This window comes from Sphingobium sp. VMM (assembly GCF_056790315.1).
The window spans coordinates 1-20,209 of the sequence record NZ_JBXGSI010000039.1 but is presented as its reverse complement, the minus strand read 5'-3'; the positions used below and the strand labels follow the sequence as shown (position 1 = coordinate 20,209).

At 66.2% G+C, this 20,209-nt stretch carries 24 protein-coding genes, 1 tRNA gene and 2 pseudogenes; 10 read left to right on the top strand and 17 right to left on the bottom strand.

From position 1 onward, the window contains the following. Positions 1-291: transposase (locus ACUCV3_RS26735; RefSeq protein WP_482241436.1), on the top strand; the 291-nt coding region annotated here is incomplete at its 5' end. 88 nt (positions 292-379) lie between these two features. Here the strand turns inward: ACUCV3_RS26735 and ACUCV3_RS26730 are convergent. The 13 genes from ACUCV3_RS26730 to ACUCV3_RS26670 all read right to left on the bottom strand — a co-directional run bounded on the left by ACUCV3_RS26730 (position 380) and on the right by ACUCV3_RS26670 (position 12,480). Further along, positions 380-1,126 carry a prepilin peptidase gene (locus tag ACUCV3_RS26730; RefSeq protein WP_482241435.1) on the bottom strand — a complete coding sequence of 249 codons (747 nt, stop codon included), beginning with the start codon at positions 1,124-1,126 and terminating at the stop codon, positions 380-382. Further along, positions 1,123-1,845 carry a type II secretion system protein N gene (gene gspN, locus ACUCV3_RS26725; RefSeq protein WP_482241434.1) on the bottom strand — a complete coding sequence of 241 codons (723 nt, stop codon included), beginning with the start codon at positions 1,843-1,845 and terminating at the stop codon, positions 1,123-1,125. The genes ACUCV3_RS26730 and gspN overlap by 4 nt, the downstream gene beginning before the upstream one ends. Then, positions 1,842-2,330, bottom strand: a complete 489-nt coding sequence (locus tag ACUCV3_RS26720; protein ID WP_482241433.1) for a type II secretion system protein GspM — start codon at positions 2,328-2,330, stop codon at positions 1,842-1,844. Before ACUCV3_RS26720 ends, gspN begins: the two co-directional genes overlap by 4 nt. Further along, positions 2,327-3,445 (bottom strand): type II secretion system protein GspL, encoded by a 1,119-nt coding sequence (gspL, locus tag ACUCV3_RS26715; RefSeq protein WP_482241432.1) that lies wholly within the window; start codon positions 3,443-3,445, stop codon positions 2,327-2,329. Before gspL ends, ACUCV3_RS26720 begins: the two co-directional genes overlap by 4 nt. Continuing rightward, positions 3,442-4,437 (bottom strand): type II secretion system minor pseudopilin GspK, encoded by a 996-nt coding sequence (gspK, locus tag ACUCV3_RS26710; RefSeq protein WP_482241431.1) that lies wholly within the window; start codon positions 4,435-4,437, stop codon positions 3,442-3,444. The genes gspL and gspK overlap by 4 nt, the downstream gene beginning before the upstream one ends. Then, entirely contained in the window at positions 4,424-5,110 is a 687-nt protein-coding gene (gene gspJ, locus ACUCV3_RS26705) for a type II secretion system minor pseudopilin GspJ (RefSeq protein ID WP_048937264.1), read from the bottom strand. Before gspJ ends, gspK begins: the two co-directional genes overlap by 14 nt. Further along, positions 5,110-5,505, bottom strand: a complete 396-nt coding sequence (gene gspI, locus ACUCV3_RS26700; RefSeq protein ID WP_048937265.1) for a type II secretion system minor pseudopilin GspI — start codon at positions 5,503-5,505, stop codon at positions 5,110-5,112. Before gspI ends, gspJ begins: the two co-directional genes overlap by 1 nt. A 64-nt stretch (positions 5,506-5,569) precedes the next feature. Continuing rightward, positions 5,570-6,085, bottom strand: coding sequence for a GspH/FimT family pseudopilin (locus tag ACUCV3_RS26695; RefSeq protein ID WP_423283844.1), 516 nt, complete (start codon positions 6,083-6,085; stop codon positions 5,570-5,572). Positions 6,086-6,098: 13 nt separating this feature from the next. Beyond that, on the bottom strand, positions 6,099-6,617 hold the full coding sequence (gene gspG, locus ACUCV3_RS26690) for a type II secretion system major pseudopilin GspG (protein ID WP_482241430.1): 519 nt from the start codon (positions 6,615-6,617) through the stop codon (positions 6,099-6,101). An 11-nt stretch (positions 6,618-6,628) separates the two neighbouring features. Then, the gene (gene gspF / locus ACUCV3_RS26685) at positions 6,629-7,846 is read right to left on the bottom strand and encodes a type II secretion system inner membrane protein GspF (RefSeq protein ID WP_482241429.1); all 1,218 of its coding nucleotides are present in this window, start codon (positions 7,844-7,846) and stop codon (positions 6,629-6,631) included. Further along, positions 7,839-9,353, bottom strand: coding sequence for a type II secretion system ATPase GspE (gene gspE / locus ACUCV3_RS26680; RefSeq protein WP_010336568.1), 1,515 nt, complete (start codon positions 9,351-9,353; stop codon positions 7,839-7,841). Before gspE ends, gspF begins: the two co-directional genes overlap by 8 nt. Positions 9,354-9,376: 23 nt before the next feature. Then, complete coding sequence (gene gspD / locus ACUCV3_RS26675; RefSeq protein WP_482241428.1) at positions 9,377-11,623, bottom strand: type II secretion system secretin GspD; 2,247 nt, start codon at positions 11,621-11,623, stop codon at positions 9,377-9,379. Continuing rightward, positions 11,620-12,480: a type II secretion system protein N gene (locus ACUCV3_RS26670; RefSeq protein ID WP_099233627.1), complete on the bottom strand. Its 861-nt coding sequence runs from the start codon at positions 12,478-12,480 to the stop codon at positions 11,620-11,622. The genes gspD and ACUCV3_RS26670 overlap by 4 nt, the downstream gene beginning before the upstream one ends. 184 nt (positions 12,481-12,664) lie before the next feature. Between ACUCV3_RS26670 and ACUCV3_RS26665 the strand changes: the two genes are divergently transcribed. Beyond that, positions 12,665-13,324: a prolyl hydroxylase family protein gene (locus tag ACUCV3_RS26665; RefSeq protein WP_482241427.1), complete on the top strand. Its 660-nt coding sequence runs from the start codon at positions 12,665-12,667 to the stop codon at positions 13,322-13,324. Positions 13,325-13,660: 336 nt separating this feature from the next. Here the strand turns inward: ACUCV3_RS26665 and ACUCV3_RS26660 are convergent, their stop codons facing one another. Then, entirely contained in the window at positions 13,661-14,059 is a 399-nt protein-coding gene (locus ACUCV3_RS26660; protein ID WP_279730083.1) for a hypothetical protein, read from the bottom strand. Between ACUCV3_RS26660 and ACUCV3_RS26655 the strand changes: the two are divergent. Next, positions 14,058-14,561 (top strand): annotated as a pseudogene (locus ACUCV3_RS26655) (transposase); the annotation flags it as partial. The gene ACUCV3_RS26660 and the pseudogene ACUCV3_RS26655 sit on opposite strands and share 2 nt — an antisense overlap. On the opposite strand, the pseudogene ACUCV3_RS26650 reads toward ACUCV3_RS26655, so the two are convergent. Both ACUCV3_RS26650 and ACUCV3_RS26645 read right to left on the bottom strand, forming a co-directional pair. Then, positions 14,461-14,811: pseudogene (locus ACUCV3_RS26650) on the bottom strand (helix-turn-helix domain-containing protein); the annotation flags it as partial. The pseudogenes ACUCV3_RS26655 and ACUCV3_RS26650 overlap by 101 nt on opposite strands. Positions 14,812-15,193: 382 nt before the next feature. After that, positions 15,194-15,646 (bottom strand): DUF6265 family protein, encoded by a 453-nt coding sequence (locus tag ACUCV3_RS26645; protein WP_048937272.1) that lies wholly within the window; start codon positions 15,644-15,646, stop codon positions 15,194-15,196. Between the two features lie 101 nt (positions 15,647-15,747). Here ACUCV3_RS26645 and ACUCV3_RS26640 point away from each other — a divergent pair, with 101 nt between their 5' ends. The 4 genes from ACUCV3_RS26640 (at position 15,748) to ACUCV3_RS26625 (ending at position 18,436) form a co-directional block, all read left to right on the top strand. Then, a complete protein-coding gene (locus ACUCV3_RS26640; protein WP_482241426.1) occupies positions 15,748-16,746 on the top strand; it encodes an agmatine deiminase family protein in 999 nt (332 codons plus the stop codon). A gap of 82 nt (positions 16,747-16,828) precedes the next feature. Next, positions 16,829-17,161, top strand: coding sequence for a DUF2501 domain-containing protein (locus tag ACUCV3_RS26635; RefSeq protein ID WP_482241425.1), 333 nt, complete (start codon positions 16,829-16,831; stop codon positions 17,159-17,161). Between the two features lie 68 nt (positions 17,162-17,229). Further along, complete coding sequence (gene aguB / locus ACUCV3_RS26630; protein ID WP_037507826.1) at positions 17,230-18,078, top strand: N-carbamoylputrescine amidase; 849 nt, start codon at positions 17,230-17,232, stop codon at positions 18,076-18,078. Positions 18,079-18,109: 31 nt separating this feature from the next. Further along, complete coding sequence (locus tag ACUCV3_RS26625) at positions 18,110-18,436, top strand: YnfA family protein (RefSeq protein WP_037507824.1); 327 nt, start codon at positions 18,110-18,112, stop codon at positions 18,434-18,436. A gap of 100 nt (positions 18,437-18,536) precedes the next feature. Here ACUCV3_RS26625 and ACUCV3_RS26620 read toward each other — a convergent pair whose 3' ends face one another. Then, the gene (locus ACUCV3_RS26620; protein ID WP_125986638.1) at positions 18,537-19,202 is read right to left on the bottom strand and encodes a uracil-DNA glycosylase; all 666 of its coding nucleotides are present in this window, start codon (positions 19,200-19,202) and stop codon (positions 18,537-18,539) included. Positions 19,203-19,225: 23 nt separating this feature from the next. On the opposite strand from ACUCV3_RS26620, the gene folK reads away from it, so the two are divergent. The 3 genes from folK to ACUCV3_RS26605 all read left to right on the top strand — a co-directional run. Further along, the gene (folK, locus tag ACUCV3_RS26615; RefSeq protein ID WP_482241424.1) at positions 19,226-19,735 is read left to right on the top strand and encodes a 2-amino-4-hydroxy-6-hydroxymethyldihydropteridine diphosphokinase; all 510 of its coding nucleotides are present in this window, start codon (positions 19,226-19,228) and stop codon (positions 19,733-19,735) included. A gap of 41 nt (positions 19,736-19,776) precedes the next feature. Then, positions 19,777-19,852 (top strand) — tRNA-Lys (locus tag ACUCV3_RS26610). A gap of 120 nt (positions 19,853-19,972) precedes the next feature. Continuing rightward, on the top strand, positions 19,973-20,209 hold a 237-nt coding region (locus tag ACUCV3_RS26605), incomplete at its 3' end, for a transposase (protein WP_482241423.1).

Here is a 20,209-nt window from a genome sequence, read left to right as displayed (position 1 = left end):
TTTCTCGACGAGCTTCCCAAAGCCCAATGGCTGCTGGCCGACCGGGGCTATGATGCCGACTGGTTTCGTGACGCCTTGCAGGAAAAGGGTATCAAACCGTGCATCCCGAGCCGGAAATCCCGGAGCAAACCCGCCAAATACGACAAGTGTCGCTACAAACGGCGCAACCGCATCGAGATCATGTTCGGACGCCTCAAGGATTGGCGCCGGGTTGCTACCCGCTACGATCCATGCCCGACAGCCTTCTTCTCCGCCATCGCCCTCGCTGCCACCGTCATCTTTTGGCTTTGATCAACGAGTCCTGACCCTAAGTACGCTGTGCTCCGAACCACGGAAAACCACCATTTTCGTCACGTCATCATCTGAATGTCTATCGTCCCTAGATCAACCCTCGCACGATCCAGCCCGGCAGCGTCGCGATCGCCAGCAACGTCCCCAATGGCACCCGGCTCTGCCCCTGCACCGCCCGGCCCAGCGCCAGCGCGATCAGCGCCCCTACCAGCCCCAGCGACGCCGCGATCAGCAGGATGAAGGGCAGCGCCTGCCAGCCCAGCCAGGCGCCGATCGCGCCGAGCAGCTTGGCGTCGCCCAGCCCCAGCCCCTCACGCCCGCGCAGCGCGCGATAGCCGAGCGCGATCGCCAGCAGCCCCAGATAGCCCGCCGCCGCGCCGATCACCCGATCGATCAACGCAACATCGGTGGTCCAAAGCCCCAGGGTAAAGCCGAAGAAGGCCAGCGGCAGGGTCAGCGCATCGGGCAGCCAGAAATGGCGCCAGTCCAGTAGCGCCAGGGTCAGCAGCAGCCAGCCGAGCAGCGCCCAGCCGATGCCGCCCAGATCGGGCACGAAACCCAGCGCCAGCGCGCCGATGATCGCGCAGCCCGCTTCCACCCGGCCATGGAGCGGATCGATCGCCGCGCCGCAGGTCCGGCATCGGCCACGCTGCACCAGCGCGCTCAGCATCGGCACCAGGTCGATCGGCCGCAGCACCCGGCCACAGCCGTCGCACGCCGACCGGCCGCGCATCACGCCCCGCCCCTGCGGCCAGCGCAGGATCAGGGTGGCGAGGAAGCTGCCCGCGATCGCACCCGCGACCGCGCCGACCAGAGCAGCCCAGGGATGGATCACAACGTCCCTTCGACCTTCAGCACATAGGCGTTGCCGACCGTGGCGAAACCCGCCTGCCCCAGCGTTCCGGCCAGCGCCGGGTCGGCGGTTTCCACCCGCATTTCGGCGGTATAGCGGCCCGACCGCCAGATGCGCAGGTTGATCTTTTCCATTCCCGACTGGCTGACGAGCGGCAGCAGCAATGCGTCACCATCGCAGGCGACCGTGCCCGACAGCCCCTGCGACAGGTTCAGCCCGGCAATCTGCGTCGCCATCCGCGCCCGCACCCGACCTTCGGCATGGCCGCAGACGTCGCCGCGATAATAGCCGCTGACATCCTCCATCATCAGCCCGCTGACCGGCAGCGGCGCGAAGGTGCGGCCCAGCGGCACCGAACCGGTCACGTCATCGATGCCGATCCGGTCGACCCCGACGGTCAGCGCCCCTTGGATGTCGTCGGGCTGGCCGCGATGCCGGGCAATGTCGAACCGCGCCCGGCCGACCAGCAGCGAGACAGGCGACAGGCCGGCGCGCACCGACCCCATCGGCATCTCGCCCAGCATCAGCTGGTCGATCCGCCCGCTCCACACGCTGCCGCGTATCTCGCGCGCGGCCAGGCCCAGCCGGTCAAGCTGCGCCAGCCCCAACGCCACCCGCATCGGAATGAAGAGGATGAGGCCGAATATGAACAGCGCGATCAGGATGATGCGCATCCGGCGCGACAGGATCAGCCCCTTCATTGGCCGCCTCCCCGCACCAGCACTGCCTGCACCGACACGCTGCCCGCCGTCGGCGAAGGGCGTGCGCTCATCGTCTCGATGCGCAGCCCCTGCGCCTCCAGCCCCGCGATCCAGCTCATCATCGCCACCGGTCGGACCGAGGCGATGGCAATCTCCATCCGGTCATTGCCCTGCGGCTGCGCCCGTTCCAGCGTCAGCCCGGCCTCACCGGCACTCTGGCCGACAAATTGTTCGATCGGGACGGCCGGGCCGGTCGGCACGGGCCTGCGCGGCAGATGCTTCAGCAGCTTCACCTTGGCGCGGATCGCCGCGTTGCGATCGGTCGCTTCGCGCAGGGCATCGCGGGCGGAACGCTGCGCATGGGTCAGCGGCCGGGCCACGCCCAGCCACAATATCACCACCGCCAGCAGCGCGAACATCACGCCCAGCATCCATTGCTCGCGCGGCGACCGCTCGATCCAATAGGCCTTCATCCTGTCCATCATGACCGCACCGTAATATCTGCCAGCGTGCGCCCGCCCGGATCCTGGGACGGGGTCGCGGTGATCGTGTAACCGGCCGCCTGCAGCGCCAGCAGCACGATGTTGATGTCATCCGCCTTGGCGGCGGCCAGCGTCGCGCGCAGCATGCCGTCGGGATCGCGCGACAGCGACGTCAACGACACGCCCGGCGCATCCTGCATCGCGCTCATCAGGCCGGCGACCGGCGCGGTGAAGGCATAGGCGCCGGCTCCGCGCGCGGCGAGTTGCCGGTCCATCTCCGCCTCGACCTGCATCACGTCGCTCGCCTCGGGCAACACCTGCCGCGCCAGCGCCAGGCTCTCGCCATCAACCTGGCTGGCGGCGACATTCTGCCGCACCAGGGTCACCAGGCTGATGAGCAGGCTGGCCAGCAGGATCAGGCCGCACCAGATCGCGATCCGGCCCAGCGCCCGCGTATCGATCTGCCGCCGCACCCGCTTGGCGAAATCACCCTGGCGCAGGTCGATCGGCGGCGCATCGAGTGCGGCAACCAGCCGCGCTTCGATCTCGTCCGCCCCAACCGCCCGCACCGGCGCATCGCCGATCAGTTCAGGCAGCGCCATATCGGCGGTCAGCGCCATGTCAGGGCCGCGCAATACGGACGCCCCACAAATCATTCCGGATACGAAACCATCATCGCTTTCCGGCAACAGCAGCGCCGCCGGCACGATGATGTCGGGGTCCAGCCCATGATGCTGCGCCCAGAGCAGCCAATGCTGCATGTCACTGCGCGCCGCGACCGCCACGATATGCGGGCGGGCGGGATCGTCATTCTCGTCCGCGGCGGCAAACAGCTGGTCGGACGGCAGGATGGCACCGGCCAGCGCGCCCAGCCGCGCCGCCGCCCGCCCCTGCCGCGCCGGCAGGTCGGGATGCGACACCCAGTGCAGCGCCACCAGCGCGACCGGCGGCACCAGCATCACCCGCGCCTTGTCGGGCAGCGCGGCCAGGCCACAGGCGGCCAGCCAGTTGGCACCCGCGCCGGTCTGGACGATCGCGCCATCCACCACCCGCATCCAGGTCGGCGCGTCCTCCGCCCCTTCGGGCAGCGCAATGATCAGGGCATCGGCCGAACTCATGCGCCCGCCCCCCAATCGCGCCGCACCAGCCGGATCGGCGGTTGCCGGGCATCGATCAGCCCGCGCTCCACCACTTGCGTTCCCCCTACATTCACCGACACGTCCACTCTGAAAAATCCCGTCGTCAACTTGACCTGCTCGGCCACCTCGGTGAGCGGGCTGAGCCCGACCAGAGAGGGTGCCTGCCAGAATTGGGTTGTCCTGCCGTAGCCTTCCGCCGGCCGTTGCGCCAGCAATTGCCGTGCCTGCGCCACGCTCAGCTGCCCCGGCAGCAGCATCGCGAACAAGGGCGCCTGATCGGGCAGCAAGGTATTGATATTGATCGGCGACATGTCCGACACCGGCAGCGCGCAGACCCAGGGCCGGACCAGATCATAGACCGCCGGCGTGATGCCGTTCACCGCCCGCAGCTCGCTGGCGTCGACCATGAAGCGGTTGGCGGTGCGATAGGGCCGAGCCGCGCGGGCATAGGTCTCGTCCTCCGCCCCAGCCGGTTGGGGCACGCTGTCGGTGTCGATCCAGTCGGCGAGCGAGGCAGCGGCGACCTGCGCCTGGCGCACATCGACGCCCAGCGCCTGCAGCAGCGCCTGGAACTGCGACACCGCCACCGGGCGCACCTTCAGGCTGTTCTCATTATTGCCGGCGACCACGCTGTTGAGGTTGAAGCAGTTGCTGCCATCGGTCACCCGCGCCGTCGCCATACCGCCGGGCACCGGGATCGCCTGTGGCGTCCCCATCCAGTTGCCCGCCAGCGTCGTCTTGCCGGGGCTGGCCGCGACCAGATCGCCGATCTTGAGGCGCGCGATCACCATGCCCGCATCGGCAAAGGCCCGCCCCTGATCGACCGCGCCGCCATTGCCGGTCATCCGCGTCGCCAGCGCCACCCGCTCCAGCGCCGTGGCCGCCACCACCGCCATCACCGCGACCAGCAGCAATACGGTCAATAGCGCGGCGCCGCGTTCCTCGGGACGGTTGGGATCAGGCCGCCGCATTGGCCGCCTCCTGATCGTCAAGCGGTGCTTCCTTGGGACCGGGCGCCACCAGGAAACGCAGCGTGACCGGCGGCTCGCCGGTGCGCTTGACCAGCATCTCCACCGCGCGCGGCATCAGGTCGGGCTGGCCTGGCGTCCACTCCTCGCGCCACTCGCCCTGAATGTCGCGGAAGCGCAGCGTCACCTCCTCGACATGGTCGAGCAGCGCCGCCGGCTCGTCGCCCGCCGCGCCGTCGATCTGGGCATAGCCGCGCCGTTCCAGCCGGCCTTGCCGCACCCAATATTCGACCTTCTGCAAGGACGGCCGGGGCAGGTCGCCCAGATTGTCCCATCCGCCGCGCACGAACTGCATCACCGGCTGTTCCTCGCCATCGCGATGCGCCCAGAAGGCCGGCGCCAGCGTCCCCGCCTCGGTGCGGCTGATGCGCGGCACCGCCTGGCCAAGATCGGCCGACAACGCCCCCGCGGCCCGCTGGATCGCCGCCATGTCGTCCAGCCGCGCCTTGACCTGCGCCTGCGCCGACACGCTGTTGCCCAGCAACAGCACACCTGCCGCCGCCAGCATCGCGAAGATCATCAGCGCGACGAGCAGCTCGATCAGCGTGAAGCCGTGTTCGGCGGAACGCCTCAAAGACGTGAAGCCTTGTTCACTCTGTGGCTTCTCCGGCCTCATCACTCCACCTCCCGCAGGAAGCTGAGCACCACCGGCGATGCGCCCGGCTGGCCATCGACCACCAGATCGACCTGCAACAGGCGCTTGTCCTCGGTCGCCTTGACGGTGCGGGTCCAGTGCCAGCGGCGACCGCCATTCTCGACCTCGCCATCCTCCTCGCCGACCGAGGGCGGGGCCACATCGCTCTGCACCTCGACCATCAGGTTGCGGGCGACGATCTGGCCCAACGCCTTGCTGTCGAGATCGGCGGCGGTGCGCAGCGTCACCCCCTGCAACCGCACCAGCGCCAAAGCCGCCAGGCTGAACACCGCCAGCGCAACCAGCATTTCGAGCAGCGTGAAGCCGTGTTCGGCGGAACGCCTCAAAGACGTGAAGCCCTGCTGGGCGGAACGCATAGAAGACGTGAAGCCCTGTTGGGCGGAACGCGACGAAGGCGCGGCACCGTTTTCGCTTCGCCGATCAGCCACCGACCGCGACCTTTCCGGCCATGTCGACGCTGACCTGCACCCGCTCCGCCTCGCGCGCCAGGGTGATGGTCAGCGGATCGGTGGGCAGGCCAGTGCCGTCAAAGGCAATCTGCTGGCGGCCGTCCTGGCCCACCAGCGCCCGCGTGCCGGTCTTCCAGTTGGCGCTGACGAAGGGCTTTTCCTCCATCGGCACCCATTGGCTGCCCTCACGGCGCTGGAAGCCGTAGCCCGAGGCCGAGACCCACACGCCCATCGGGCGCGCGGTAACGACCGCTTCGTCGCGCGCGGCGGCAACGCGCGCGGCAAAGCGGTCGGCATCGTCAACGATCCGGCCGCGCGGATCGGGAATGGCGATCACCACGGCAGCCGAAATGAAGCCGATGATCGTCAGCACGACCATCAGTTCTATGAGGGTAAAGCCGTTGCGTGGCGGAGCCGATGCCTCACCACCGTTCGGGCTGAGCCTGTCGAAGCCCCCTGCCGAGCGGAGCGAGGCACCTCGCCCCACTCCGCGTGCGGCATCACATTTCGCTGGAATAGATGTCCGCATTCTCATTCTCGCCGCCCGGCTGGCCATCGGCGCCCAGCGAGCTGATGTCGAACGCGCCCTTCTTGCCCGGCACGGTGTAGATATAGGCGCGACCCCACGGATCCTGCGGCAGCTTCTTGATATAGCCGCCCCGGCGGTAGCGCTGCGGCTGCGCCAGCGACGCGGGCGGATTGAGCAGCGCCTGCAGCCCGTCCGACGCGGCGGGATAGGTCAGGTTGTCGAGGCGATATTGCTCCAGCGCCTGCTCGATGGTCGAAATATCGGCCTTGGCCTTTTCGACACGGGCGGTATCGGTCGCGGGGATGACGTTGATCGCCACGATCGTCGCCAGCAGGCCGATGATGACGATCACGACCATCAACTCGACCAGCGTGAAGCCGTGTTCGGCGGAACGCCTCGCAGACGTGAAGCCGTGTTCGGCGGAACGGCGGGCGGCAAGCTGCGCCTCCCGTTCGATCAGCGCGGCCCGGATCTTGTTCATCTTCAGCATATTCTACTCCTTCAAGCCCCGGTCAGGCTTTGCAGCTGCAGGATCGGCAGCAGGATGGACAGGATGATGACGGCGACGATACCGCCCATCATGATGATGATGATCGGCTCCAGCATGGCGAGCGCGGCCGAAGTGAAGGCGTCGAACTCGCGCTCCAGATAATCGGCCGCGCGCTCCAGCATCGTGTCGAGCCGCCCGGCACTCTCGCCGCTCGCCGCCAGATAGACCAGCAGCGGGGGAAACACCCCTGCCCGCTTCAACGCCGCCGACAGGCTGCCACCGCCCCGGATCGCCTCGACAATCTCGTCCGACGCCTTGCGCAGCACCCGATTATGCACCGTGTTCGCGGTCAGCGACAGCCCCTCCATCAACGGCAGCCGGCTCGCCACCATGGTCGAGAGCGTGCGCGCCATCCGCGCGGCATGCAGGTCGCGGATCAGCCGGCCCAGCACCGGCAAGCCCAGCAGCATCGCGTCGAAGCGATAGCGGAAGCTGTCGATCTTGAGCGCACGCCAGAAGCCGAAGGCGCTGAGGCCAATCAGGATCAGCAACAACCACCAATAGCCCGCCAGGAAGGCGGAGATCGCCATCACCATGCGCGTGAGCAGCGGCAATTGCTGGCCCACCGTGTCGAACTGCTCGACCACCTTGGGCACGACGAAGATCATCAGCGCCGCGACAACGAACACGGCGAAGGTCGCCAATACCGAGGGATAGGCGATCGCGGTCAGCACCTTGGAGCGCATGATCGCCTGCCGCTCCATCAGTTCGGACAGACGCTCCATGATGGTGGGCAGGCTGCCCGAGCTTTCGCCGGCCGAGATCATGGCCCGATAGAGGGCGGGAAAGCTTTTCGGCTCCGCGCCCAGCGCATCGGCCAGCCGCCGTCCCTCCAGCACGCCAGAATGGACCTTGCCGACGATCGCCCGGACATGATCCTGCTCGCTCTGCCGGCTGATCGTGCGCAGCGATTCCTCCAGCGGGCTCACCTGGATCAGGGTCGACAATTGCCGGGTAAAGAGCGTCAGTTCCTTGGCCGACAGCTTGGGCGCGCGCAGCGACAGGCCGGCCCGCTTGCGCGCGACTGACACCGCGCCCGGCTCCAGCCGGACGACGAACAGCTTGCGCGCATCCAGCTTTACCCGCGCCTCGTCCAGGCTGTCCGCCTTGACGCTGCCCTTGCGTTCCTTGCCCGCCGGGTCGATCGCGACATAGTCGAAATCAGCCATCGGCAATGGTTTCCACCTCGGTCGCATCGCGGCGCGACACGCGGATCGCTTCCTCGGCCGTGGTCTGGCCGTCGCGCACCAGCGCGCGCGCGGCCGATCCCAGGTTCGGCGCGTTCAGGAAGGCATGGCGGGCGATCAGCGACTCGTCGCCACCATCGTTGATCAGGCGGCGGATCGTGTCGTCGACGCGGATCGCCTCGAACACGCCGATCCGGCCCTTGTAACCGGTGCCGTTGCATTCGTCGCAGCCACGCGCCCGGTAGATGATCGTGCCGGGGTCAAAGCCCAGCAGCGCGCTTGCCGACTTGTCGGCCTGTACCGGCTCGCGGCAATGCTGGCACAGCCGCCGCACCAGACGCTGGGCGACGACGGCGCGCAGCGTGGAAGCGAGCAGGAAGGGTTCGACCCGCATGTCGCGCATACGGGTGATCGCGCCGACCGCGTCATTGGTGTGGACGGTCGACAGCACGAGGTGCCCGGTCAGCGATGCCTGCACCGCAATCTCGGCGGTCTCGCGGTCGCGGATTTCGCCGACCATGACGACATCGGGGTCCTGGCGCAGGATCGCGCGCAGCCCGGCGGCGAAGGTCAGGCCGACCTTGGCATTGACCTGGGTCTGGCCGACACCCTCCATCGCATATTCGACCGGGTCTTCGACCGTCAGGATATTGCGCGACCCATCGTTCAGGTTGCGCAGGCCGGCATAGAGCGTCGTCGTCTTGCCCGAACCGGTCGGGCCGGTGACCAGGATGATGCCGTTGGGCTCGCTCAGCCCCTCGCGGAAGATGCGGTCGGGCGCGCCGGTCATGCCCAGCAGGTCAAGCGTGATGCCGGCATTTTCCTTGTCCAGGATACGCAGCACCACCCGCTCGCCCGCCCGGCTCGGCAGGGTCGATACGCGCACGTCGAGCAGCTTGCCGCCCAGGGTCAGGCCGATACGGCCATCCTGCGGCACGCGCCGTTCGGCAATGTCGAGCCGCGCCATCACCTTGATGCGGCTGACCACCACCGGCGCGACATGCGGCGGCATGCGCAGCGTCTCGCGCAGCACGCCATCCACGCGCATCCGCACGATCAGGCCCGTCTCATAGGGTTCGATATGAATGTCCGACACGCCCTGGCGCGCGGCCTCGGCGATGATGCCATTGATCAGGCGGATCGCCGGCGCGTCGTCCGCGCTGTCGAGCAGATCGTCGGCGGTCGGAATGTCGGCGGCCAATATGTCCAGTTCATCCGCGCCGACGTCGATCGACCCGGCCATGGCGGCAGCGCTGCCTTCCATCGCATAATGATCGGACAGATGCCGGTCGAACTGCGGCGCCTCGACAAAGCGCACATCAAAGCTGCGGGCGAGATGACGGCGCACCTCCAGCAGCACGCGTGGATCGCTGCCCTCGCGCACCGCGATCGACAGTCGCTCGCCATCCTGCGGCAGCATCACCACGCCATGCTTGCGGGCAAAGCCATAAGGAATGTCGACCGGTCGTGGCGGAAGAACCGACGGCATTACCGTCACATGCTCCTGTTCGCTCACTTCTGCTCTCCGCTTGGCGGCAGGTCGACCGGGCGGACGACGCCGCTCGACTGCCGCACCGTGGGTTCGATGACCTGCACCTGTCCCGGTACCGGCGACGTTGCCGGCGCGGCGGCACCGGCCTGTGGCTCGACCAGCATGTCGCCGGGCTGCGGCGCGATCGGCGGCTGCGCGCCCATATAGTCGCGCACCAGCTCGTCGATGGTCGGCTCGCTGTCGGGGCTGCGCTGCAACTGCATGCCACGCACATAGCCATAGCGCTGCTGGGTCAGGCGCTGCGCATCTTCCTTGGTGCGCAGGATGGTCGGGCGGATGAAGACCATCAAATTGGTCTTGGTCCGACTCTTGCTGCGCGACTTGAACAGCTCGCCAATGCCCGGAATGTCGGACAGCAGCGGGATGCGCTCGATCGTCTTGCGCTCATTATCGTCCAGCAGGCCACCCAGCGCCAGGATTTCGCCGTCATCGACCGTGACCGTGGTCTCGATCTCGCGCTTGTTGATGATCAGGTCGCTGCTTGAATTGCTGACCGGCCCCGCCACGCTCGACACTTCCTGCTTCAGGAACAGCTTGATCGCGCCGCCGGTGTTGATCTGCGGCTTCACCTCCAGCTTGATGCCGACATCCTGGCGCTGGACGGTGCGGAACTGGTTGTCGAAATTCTGGCTCAGCGCCTCGCCGGTGGTCACCGGCACCTGCTGGCCGACCAGGATCGACGCCTTCTGATTGTCCAGCGTCATCACCGACGGCGTGGAAAGCAGGTTACTCTCGGTATCCGACTTCACCGCATTGATGATCGCGCCGAAAATGCCGTTCTTGCCGATCTGCGTACCCAGGCCCCCGACGATGCCGGTCGCGCTGGCCAGGCTGTCGACCGCCGCCTGGGTCAGGCTGCTGGCCAGGTCGCTGTTGGTCTGCGTCTCGGTCGTCGTGGTCGTGCCGTCGGCCGCCACCACCGTCGTCTTGGTGGTGCCCAGCTTGGTCGCGCCATAGGCACCGGCAATGGTGATCAGGCTGGGCGAGGCATTGCTGTAATTGGTCGCGGCAAAGCCGGTCGATGTGCTGCCGAGCAGGAACTGCACGCCCAGCTTCTTGGCCGCCGCGTCGCTGATCTCGACGATGATCGCCTCCACCAGCACCTGCTCGCGGCGGGTGTCGATCTGGCGGATGGTCTCGCCCAGCATTCGCTGCACGTCGCTGTTGGCCGCGACGATGATCGCATTGGCGCCCTCATAGCGGGTGACGATCGCCGGGCCGCGGGTCGAAATGCCGCTGCCGCTCGATCCGCTGGAGGCCGCTGCGACCGGCGCCGCCGCTGCGCTGGCCGGGGCTGCACCGCCACCAGCGCCGCCGCTGGCGCCCGCCGCCGGCACCGACGAGGTGACGGGCGAACTGCTCGACTGGCCGATCAACTGCTGCAACACCGGCAACAGCTTCTCCGCATCGGCATGTTCCAGCCAGTAGACGCGGATTTCCGTGCCGCTCGCCGCCTGACGGTCCAGCTCCCGCGCCATATTGGCCAGCCGGGTGACGGTGTTCACATCGCCGCGGATCGCAATCGCATTGCTGCTGTCGATCGGCACCACGCTGGCGGCCGCCGGCGCGCCATTCTCGCCGCCGCCACTTTGCACCAGCGCCTGCAGCGATGTCGCGATCTCGCGTGCGCCGGCATTTTTCAGCATCACCATCTGGGTCGAGCTGGTGTCGCGGTCGACCCGCGCGATCACCTGGCGGATGCGCGCGACATTGTCGGCATAGTCGGCGACGACGATGCTGTTACCGGCGCGATTGGCCGTAACCGTGCCTTCCTTGCTGATCAGCGGGCGCAGCGTTTCCAGCACGCTTGCCGCATCGACCGATCGCAGGCGGAAGACTTCGGTGACGAAGCTGTTGCGGGTCGCCGCCCGGCCCACCGCGCTCGGCTGGCCGGCCGCGCCGTCCGCCGGCTGGATGCGATAGGCGCCACCGGGCGCCGGCACCGCGACCAAGCCATTGGCGCGCAGCGTCGACAGCACGATCTCGAAATATTCCGACTTGGACAGCGGCCGGTCGGTCACCACCGACACCTTGCCCTGCACCCGGTTGTCGATGATGAAGGTGCGGCCGGTGACGCGCGCGGCATCCTGGATGAAGGCACGGATATCGGCATCGCGCACATTCAGCGTCTGCTGCGCATGGCCGGGGACCGGCGCAGCCAGGACCAGCGCGAGGGCGGCGGAATATTTGAGGATATGTCTTGTCATTGGCCTTGCAATATCAGGTTGATCGGCACGGTGACGGCGCCGCGCTCCACGGTCAGGGACAGGCGTGCGCCGGGCACGATCTGGTTCTGCAATGATGCCAGGTCACCGGCCGACCCGATCGGCTGGCCGTTGATCTGGGTCACGATGTCACCGGCCTGGAAACCGGCATTTTGAAAGCCCGGCCCCTTGGGGCTCAGCACCAGCCCGGTCACCCGGCCATTCTGGGTGCGCGGGGAAAAGCCGATGTCGCGCTTCACCGCATCGGCGCTCGGCGCATCGCGGCCCGGCACCGGCGAGGGCGCCCCCTCGCCCGGCGCCATATCCCCCTCGGGCGCGCCGCCCGGCCCACCAGCCGGTCCGCCGGCCGCCGACGCCGGCTGGGACTGGTCGAGGAACACCTGCTCCTCCGCCCCGCCGCGATCGATGGTCACATGGTCGAAGAACACCGCCTTCAGCACCACGCCCGGCATGATCTCGTCGCCCACGGCATAGCTGTTCTGGATGCCGTCGGGCGTCGCCAGGATCGCCGATCCCTGCCCTGTCCCCTCGTTCAGCCGCACGCCATAGAGCGTCAGCGCCAGCGAGGTGACGACGCCATTGCCCGCCTGCGGCGCGCCGGTGCGGAAAAAGGGATCGAAACTGGCGAACAGCGCCTGCCGCGCACTGGCGGAAAGCACCTGCGCCTGGCGCCCTTCCCAGGGGCCGAAGGCGCCGACCGGCGTCAGCAACACCCACACCAGCCGGGCGAGCTGCAATGCCAGCACGGCCAGCAACAGCTTCTCGACCAGCCCCAGCCAGTCGACCGGCCGCGCATAGCGCCGCCACCCTTGCAACTTGTCGCCGAACGGCACACGCATGAGCCGAAATGTCCCCCTTGGTTCGCCCGCCTGCTAGGCAACTCTTCTTACTGCCAGATGACGTTTATGTTACCATAATATGACAGGTAGCAATGGGGCCGCGACGATGCTTGCATTTCGCAGGGTCAACGATAGCTAGGGCCACGGAAACCGGCCTGCAGCGCCGTCATTCGCGGAAATGCCCATGACCTTGTCCGACCCGATCCTGTCACCGCCCGCCGCACCCGACGCCGATCCGGCCTGGATCGCCAGCCATGCACGAGTCCAGCGGGTGCCCAGCAAGGATCTCAGCCTCTTCATCCAGCGTGATTTCCTGAGTCTTGACGAATGCGCGCAGGTGATCGCGCGGATCGATGCGGACCGTCGCCCCTCGACCATCGCCGACGCCAATGGCGACGGCTATTTCCGCACCAGCGAAACCTGCGACCTCGACCATGGCGACCCGTTCGTCGCCGCCATCAACGCCCGCCTCGACAGCTTCGCCGGCATCGCCACCCAATATGGCGAACCGATCCAGGGCCAGCGCTACGGCGTCGGCCAGGAATTCAAGGCGCATACCGATTATTTCGAGCCCAAGGGTGCGGACTATGACAGATTCTGCGCGGTCGCGGGCAACCGCACCTGGACCTTGATGGTCTATCTCAACGAACCTGCCGCCGGCGGCGCCACCCGCTTCACGAAGATAGGCAAGACGGTGCAGCCCGAAACCGGCAAGCTGCTCGCCTGGAACAACCGCATCACCCCGGATCGCTTCAACCCCGCCAGCATCCATCACGGCATGAAGGTCCGCAGCGGCGTCAAGCATGTCATCACCAAATGGTATCGCGAACGCCCCTGGGGCTGAAGGCGATGCCCCAGGCGGCGCACATATTACAGCCGCCCTGAGTGGTTAGCGGACAGTGGACTGATACAACGAGTGCCGCCGTTCATCAGACGTTGGCAAAAGCACCGCGAAGATGGAACAGAGCGTCCAGATAGCGACCGTGTGATCAGCAGTATCAGCAGTATCAGCAGTATCAGCAGTAAAAGCGATCGTGTTGCCGATGAAGTGAAGATCCGGGTTGACGGCCAGCTATTGCGCATAAAGCTAGATATTTTAGACCGGGTTGAATTCGGGGCATTTCGCCGGCAGTGGAATGATGCTGATATTCTCTGGCACTTCGAGCTTTTCGGCCATGTTTCACCCGACTTTCTCCATCAGCACAACGCCGTGTGCACCTGGTTCGATAGCGAGCGACATCTCCGGCAGGTGCAGCGACATGGCCTGGGTGTTGCAGAACGGGAGGATCAGGCCTGCTCCCTTGCTAAGCTCCGGGCAGATGGCGCCGAAGATGTAAGTTGATTTCGTTCTTTGGTCCTTGGGTGCTGACGGCTGGCTGCCGCGCTTGGCCCAGCGCGGTTTTTTGTTTTCCTGGCCGATCAGGGCCTCGTCCTGGAACCAGACCTCTATCGGCGTGCCACGCGAGAGAGCGGCTTTGATCTTTGCCTGCTCGGCTGCAAAGCCCCTGCCCCTCCCCCCGCCCCCGAAAGGTCCCTCGTTCTGATGTAGAGTTTTCCCGCGATTAAGCAGCAGGCGCATGAGGAAGAGCCGTTTCACCGAAGCGCAGATCGTCGGGATGATCAAGGAGCAGGAAGCAGGGCTTCCGAGGGTGGAGGTTTATCACAAGCATAGGCTGAGCACGGCGAGCATTTACAAGTTGAAGGCGAAGTACGGCGGCATGAAGGTTTCCGATGCCCATCGGTTGCGGCGATTGGAGGACGAGAACAGCAAGCTGAAGCTGCTCCTGGCCGATAGCATGCTGGACAACGCGATCCTGAAGGACCTGGTGGGCAAATGCTGACGACGCCGAGCCTGCGTGCTGATTGGCGTCGATCCCAAGACGGCCAGGCGCGAACACCCGCCGGACCACGGAACTATCCGCGAAGCCATGCGGGAGATCGCAGGGCAGCGCCGTCGGTTCGGCTATCGCCGGATCGGCGTCATGCTGAAGCGCAAGGGCATGAGCATGAACTGCAAGAAGCTCTACCGGCCATATCGGGAGGAAGGCTTGTCCGTACGCCGACGACGCGGCCGCAAGCGCGTCGAGCCTTCGTGCAGGACGATAGCATCATGCTCGACGCGCCTGTGCAGGCGTCCGGGCCATCGTATTTAACCGCTGGACTCTCGTTATGATCGAGGGACTGCCGGGGGAGGGGTAGGTCACCCCCCTTTTTGAAGTCTGCGAACGCATATTCGTTCTGAGCATGGTGACGTGGGCGTGCCTTCAGTTTGACATAGCCCAGCTTCTTCAACTCCCGCCACACAGTCGTTTCCTTAAGGGACACACCACACTCGTCATAGAGCCTAGGAGAACGTCAGAGGCGTTCCGTCGAAGGAAAACCATGTACTAGGGGCGATCGACATTCAGATGATGACGTGACGAAAATGGTGGTTTTCCGTGCCCCGAAGCGCAGCGTACTTAAAGTACGTGAGCACCGGAATCACGGAAAACCGCCATTTGCAGGCCGTCGGGGCTGAATGTCGATTGGCCCTAGGTGAGGTCGAGTTCGACCGAGCGGACCACGAGTAAGAACAGCGATGACAGTCAACGCGGCCGTTGCGGTTACCAAGATAAATTCGCCTCGCTTGATCATGCCATTCTTTTAGCGAATGCAGGAAGCGCCGCGATCAAGAGGTGCCAGTGAGCTTCTCTACGCCCAAAAATGCTCCCCCTCACTGCCCCGCCGGGGCATAGGTCCAGTTCTGGGCGTTGCTGCCGTCCATCATCGCGGTTTCGGCCATCAGCAGACGGCCTTCGCGCCAGTAGCGGATGCGCTGGGGATAATCATGGTCGGGATTGGCGAAGCTGATGTCGCGCACGCCCTGTTCCAGCACGGGGAAGATCGTCTCCTTGCCGCCCTCCGGCGCCGCATGCAGCGTCAGCGTTCCGTCCGCCGCCCGCACGACCCGCATCACCTCCCAGCTTTGCAGGCTTTCGCCCCGCCCGCTGCGGCCCATGCCGATCATCACCCCGCCGCGCGGCAGCGACCACAGCTCCTCGGTCCAGCGGTCGCCCCGTTCCTGCTGCCATTCGCCGGTCAGCCATTCGGGCAGGTCCGCCGCCTGCGCCAGCGGCGCCGCGCCCAGCATCAGCGCCGCCAGCATGATCGATCCGCTCTTCTTCACCCGCTACACCCTCTGTCCAGACCCGCGACCCTGCGCTATGGAGCGCGCAACATCTCTCCCGCTATCTCGGACCGGCCAGCGCGCCGGGCAAGGACAAATCTATGACTTTTCGCATGCCTGCCGAATGGGCGCCGCACGACTGGACCTGGATCGGCTTTCCGACCAACCCGGACGAATGGCCCGGCGCCTTTGACGGCGCGCGTCGCCAGATCGCCGATTTCGCCAGTGCGCTCCACGCCGATGGCAAGGGCGAGGAGGTGCGGCTGGTCGTCGCCAATGAGGCGGATGCCGACGCTGCGCGTGCCCTGGTCGCGCCGGGCGTCACCATCGCCGTCCACAATCTGGGCGACGTATGGCTGCGCGACACCGCGCCGATCGCCGTGCTGAACGGCGTGACCGGGGAGCGCGCGCTGGTCGATTTCGGCTTCAACGGCTGGGGCGGCAAATATCAGATGCCCGGTGACGAGGATATTGGCGCGCGCCTGGCCGCAACCACCGGCATGGCGACCTCCACCCAGAATTGGGTGTTCGAGGGCGGCGCGATCGACACCGACGGCACCGGCCTGTTCGTCACAACCGAACAATGCCTGCTCAACCCCAACCGCAACCCGGATCTGGATCGCGGCAAGATCGAGACGCTGCTGGCCGGCGCGCTGGGCCTGTCCGACATGCTGTGGCTGGGCGATGGCCTGCTCAACGACCATACCGACGGCCATGTCGACAATCTCGCCCGCTTCGTCGCGCCGGGCAAGCTGGCGCTGCCGATCGCGACCACGCGGGACGATCCCAACACGGCCATCTATGCCGACGCCCGCGCCCGCGCCAAGGCGCATGGCGTGGAGGTGGTCGACATCCCCTCGCCCGGCCTGGTGCTGGTCGATGGCGAAGCGATCCCGGCCAGCTACATGAATTTCTATGTCGGCAACGCCGCCGTCATCGTCCCCATCTATGGCCAGCCCAATGATCAGGCGGCGCTCGACGCCTTCGCGCCCTTCTTTCCGGGGCGCCAGATCATCGGCCTGCGCAGCGACGCGATCCTGTCGGGCGGCGGCAGCTTCCACTGCTGCAGCCAGCAAATGCCTCGCTGGTCTAGGGGTTAGTCCCCCGTTGCGGGGATGCGCATGCGGGCGCAATTTCCGGGCCGGGCGACGCAGCATCGCCCGGCTTCAGGAGCATTGCCCCATGTTTCGTCCGATCGTTGCCACTTCACTGATCCTGCTGGGCGCGAGCGCCGGCACCGCCCAATTGCCCAGCATCATCGGCATGGGCGCCGACAATGCCGCAGGCGTGCTGGGCTATTGCGTCAAGAACCGGCTCGTTGATGCGACCAGCGCCAATGCCGTGCTGGACAAACTGAACAAGAAACCGGGCGTGAAGGGCTCGGGCGCCTTCAAGTCCGGCGAGACCGGCATCATTCATGCCGGCAAGAAGGACATTTCGCTCGACAGACTGAAGGGCGATGCCAAGGGCAAGATGTGCTCCATGGTGCTCAAGCAATCGGCTTCCCTGCTATAGGCGCTTCCCGGTAGCGCGGCGGCGCCATAGCCCCTATATCGCGCGGCGAACCCATCATGGAGTGATGAATGACCCGCGTGACCGTCGCCGCCCTGCAGCTCGCCTTTTCGGACGACATGGCCGACAATATCGCCATGGTCGCCGATCATGTGACCAAGGCCGCCGCCCGCGGCGCGAAGATCATCCTGCCGCCCGAACTGTTCGAGGGCCATTATTTCTGCAGGGTCGAGGACGAAGCCCTGTTCGACCGCGCCCAGCCGACCGACCAGCACCCCGCCGTGCAGGAAATGCGCAAGCTGGCCAAGGATCTGGGTGTCTATATCCCGACCAGCTATTTCGAGCGGGACGGCCATCATTATTACAACTCGCTCGCCATGATCGATGATGAGGGCGAGATCATGGGCGTCTATCGCAAGAGCCACATTCCCGACGGTCCGGGCTATGAGGAAAAATATTATTTCCGCCCCGGCAATACCGGCTTCAAGGTGTGGCCGACCAAATATGGCACCGTGGGCGTCGGCATCTGCTGGGACCAATGGTATCCCGAAACCGCCCGCTGCATGGCGCTGATGGGCGCGGAAATGCTGTTCTACCCGACCGCGATCGGCTCCGAACCCTATGATGCGGAGCTGGACACCAGCCGCATGTGGCGCCGCGCGATGATCGGCCATGCGGTCAGCAACTGCATGCCGGTGATCGCCGCCAACCGCATCGGCGAGGAAGAGGGCCAGAAATTCTACGGCCACAGCTTCATCAGCGACGAATGGGGCGATTTCCTCGCGGAGTCCGACGCCAGGGACAATGGCGCGCTGGTCGCCACGCTGGATCTTGCCAAGGCGAAGATCCACCGCGCCGGCATGGGCTTCTTCCGCGATCGCCGCCCCGAACTGTACGGCCGCATCGCGCAGGATATCTGATGGCGCGCCGCAGCCCGGCCCGGATCGGCTGATGCAGTCGATCCTGGTCTATATCGCCGCCGCCCTGGCCGAGATCGCCGGTTGCTTCGCCTTCTGGGCCTGGCTGCGGATGGACAAGTCGATGCTGTGGCTGATCCCCGGCACGGGGTCGCTGCTGCTCTTCGCCTGGCTGCTGACCCTGGTCGACGCGGCGGCGGCCGGCCGCGCCTATGCGGCCTATGGCGGCGTCTATATCAGTTCGGCCCTGCTCTGGCTCTGGCTGGTGGAGGGCGTGCGACCGGACCGATGGGACATGGCCGGCGTTGCGCTCAGCCTGGTCGGCGCCGGCGTCATCCTGTTCGGCCCGCACCGCGCCTAGAGCATGATCCGTTCATACTGAATCGGATCATCCTCTGTTTGCCTTTTTGTTTTCCGCATTTTCCGAGCCAGCAGATGATGCCATCTGCTTCGAAAATGCTCTAATTGGCGGACGTCAGCCCCGCCAGTTCCACCGCCCGCGCAAACACCGCCTCGAACATCTCCGCCGTCAGCCGGTTGGTATTCTGATTGTAGCGCGAACAATGATAGCTATCGATCAGCATCCGCCCGTCGGGCATGCGATGCTCCGCCCCATGGGCAAAGCGCGCCTTGGGCAACTTGCCACCAAGCACCTTCACCGCCGACTGATGGGCAATCTCGCCCAGCGCGACGAAGGTCCGCGCGCGCAGCAGTTGCGCCACGCCATCGGCCAGGAAGGGGCGACAGGCATGGACTTCGGCCGGCACCGGCTTGTTCTGCGGCGGCAGGCAGCGGACCGAATTGATGATGATCGCGTCGCGCAGTTCCAGCCCGTCATCGACCCGCGCCTCATAATTGCCTTGCGCCAAGCCGAACTTCTTGAGCGTCGCGAAAAACAGCTCGCCCGCGACATCGCCGGTGAAGGGCCGACCCGTGCGGTTTGCCCCCTGCTTGCCCGGCGCCAGGCCGATGATGCCGATCCGCGCCATCGGGTCCCCAAAGGCGGGCACCGGCGCGTTCCACCAGTCGGGATGTTCCGCTCGGCATTCCTCGCGCAGCGCGACAAGACGGGGGCAGAGCGGACAGTCGCGGGGCGGTTCACTTGATAGGGGGCTTTGCAGGATCATGGCGCTCAGATAGGCGCTGCACCATGCCGGACACAAGCCGCCACCTTTATGCGCTCTCGATCGGGTCGAACCGGCCGCTCTCCGCCCGGCTGACGCCGCCGCGCCTGCTGGCCGAAGCCGTGCGCCGGATCGGCGCGCTCGGCGATGTGGTCGCCCTGTCTCCGACGATCGAGACGCCACCGCTCGGCCCCTCGCGCCGCCGCTTCGCCAATGCCGCGCTGCTGGTCGACAGCGCCCTGCCCCCGCCCGTCCTGCTGGCCGCGCTGCAGGGCATCGAGACCGGCCTTGGCCGCCGCCGTTTCCAGCGCTGGGGCGCGCGCCGGCTCGACATCGACATCATCCTCTGGTCGGGCGGACGCTGGCGCAGCCATGACCTCATCATCCCCCACCCCGCCTTTGCCCAGCGCGACTTCGTCCTGCGCCCGCTCAGCGCCATCGCGCCCGACTGGAAATGCCCGCCTTCCGGGCAGAGCGTGCGGCATCTCCATGCGCTTTTGCGAAAAGCATCCTATCATCGTGCCACAAGAGGTTGACCAGCCGCCCGCACGCCACTAGTGCGAGCGGTCTCGACAGGGGGTCCATAGCTCAGTCGGTAGAGCAACTGACTTTTAATCAGTAGGTCGCTGGTTCGAACCCAGCTGGACTCACCACCCCCCCCGACATCGCGATCGAAATCGCCCGGCGCATCCTTGCCAATCGAGCGCGCTGACGTGTTCCCCTGAAATGTGACCGATTTTGAGTAGAGTCCGACGTAAAGGAGTCGGACGAAGATGAAGCGCAGCAGGTTCAGCGAAGAGCAGATCATCGCGATCTTGAAGGAGCAGGAGGCTGGGATGGCGACGGCGGATGTTTGCCGCCGCCACGGAATCAGCTCGGCGACGTTCTACAAATGGAAGTCGAAGTATGGCGGTCTGGAGGTGTCCGAGGCCCGGCGTCTGCGCACGCTGGAGGAAGAGAACAGCCGGCTGAAGAAGCTGCTGGCCGAGGCAATGCTCGACAACGTGGTG